The sequence below is a fragment of the Leptospira ryugenii genome (assembly GCF_003114855.1).
GTDB classification, from domain to species: Bacteria; Spirochaetota; Leptospiria; order Leptospirales; family Leptospiraceae; genus Leptospira_A; species Leptospira_A ryugenii.
This window is the reverse complement of sequence record NZ_BFBB01000021.1, coordinates 1-1,621: the sequence shown is the minus strand read 5'-3', so window position 1 is coordinate 1,621 and position 1,621 is coordinate 1. Positions and strand designations below refer to the sequence as shown.

At 34.4% G+C, this 1,621-nt stretch carries 1 protein-coding gene and 1 pseudogene; both read left to right on the top strand.

What is annotated here, in order from left to right:
- Window positions 1-245: pseudogene (locus DI060_RS19105) on the top strand (nucleotidyltransferase domain-containing protein); the annotation flags it as partial.
- A 412-nt stretch (window positions 246-657) separates the two neighbouring features.
- On the top strand, window positions 658-1,242 hold the full coding sequence (locus DI060_RS18805) for a hypothetical protein (protein ID WP_108978550.1): 585 nt from the start codon (window positions 658-660) through the stop codon (window positions 1,240-1,242).
- Window positions 1,243-1,621 lie beyond the last annotated feature (379 nt).

Genomic DNA, 1,621 nt, shown 5'->3' with positions numbered 1-1,621 from the left:
TATATCATCTTAAATATAATAAGGATCCTCGTGGTGTTAGAAAATTAGAATTTTTTCTTGATCCGAATGATTTAAATCTATTAAAAAAAACAATTCCAAACTATTCTTATGATTCAATAAAGATTGCAATCTTAGAACTTATTGAAATTTACAAAAGTTTAAGATCTTCTATTTTTCCATCAGAAATAAACATAAACAAAAAGGCAGAATCATTAGCTACTGATTATTTAAATAGCTTATCTTGATGATACGCTACGGCGTATAACTGCGGCTGACACGCTTCGCTTCGGGACTTACGCCCTCGCTCGGTCTGCGACACATAGGCTTTCTGTCACTCCCCTTGCATGCGCAAGTGTCGTGCCAGTCCCTAACGTCCCGTTCCGGGACTCAGGGTCAGCCTACGTCGTGTAGCCTAGTTCGTTATACGAAATAGCAAATAATCCTTTCAAAAATTATATCTATTAAAATTTGGTAAATTCCACCTTTGACTCTATAATAGAATAGTCAAAACCAAAGATCTTGTAAAAATACTTATATACGATAAATATCTATTAAATTTTAACAATTTTTTATTCTAGAAAGATTAATATAGTTAGAATATTAAAATTCACAATTCTTATAGTTTTCGTTTTAAAAATAGTTAATAAAAGGTGAAGAATGAAAGGAATAATCTTAACATTTTTTTTTAGTATTTTAATTTTACAATGTTCAAAATCAGAAGAACAAAAAGTCAAAGAACGTCAAGGTAATGGTTTTCTATTGGCCACGATATATTCAACGATTGTCAATGCTCCTCCATCATGCGACTATTTCATTTTAACAGAGAATAAAGTCGATGTAACCTACACAAATAATCTTAAAACACCAACGACATTAGTCTGTAATGGTAAAAAAACCGACTCCAATGGTGGAACTTCAAATGTATTTGGTTACATAGGCATTAAAATTAAGCAAGCAGGTAATTTTAAAGTTGAAACGAATGTTAAATCTACCGATTCTTACGGCGTTACGCTTTCAATTTCTAAAAAAACAGGATCGACGTTTTCAACTCTATTAGAAACCGCTGCAAGTGGTGGTTTTAATAAAGTATCCATACAAAAAGATACAAAAGAGATTCAGTTTTTTGAGAACGATGAGCTTTCCGTGCAATTTTATACTACACCCTCAACTACAAACTCAACCTGTTCCGGACCTAAATGTGATTACACACCAACTGGCCAGGTAAAATTCACATTAAAATAAAATTGGTGTTTTAACTCCTCAAATATTCAATAATTTTGTATCATAGAATAATTATTATGTTTGAAAAATAAAAACACCGATAGCCAAATCGTAATAGATTTCTCAAATACTTCCTAACTTTAAGATGAAACAATTACATTCCTCTCTGATTACTGTCGGCCAGGAATTAAAAATGACTTTTACAATAATATTCGCGACTTCGTATAACTTCGGCTGACACGCTCCGCTCGGGACTTTCGCCCTCGCTCGGCCTAAAGGCACATTGTCCTCCGTCACGCTTCTTGCGATGCAAGAAGACGCGCCGACGCTAACGCCTCCTCCAGAGGCTCAGCTACGGACAACGTCGTGTAGCCTTTTCGTTATACGACATGTGGCAAAA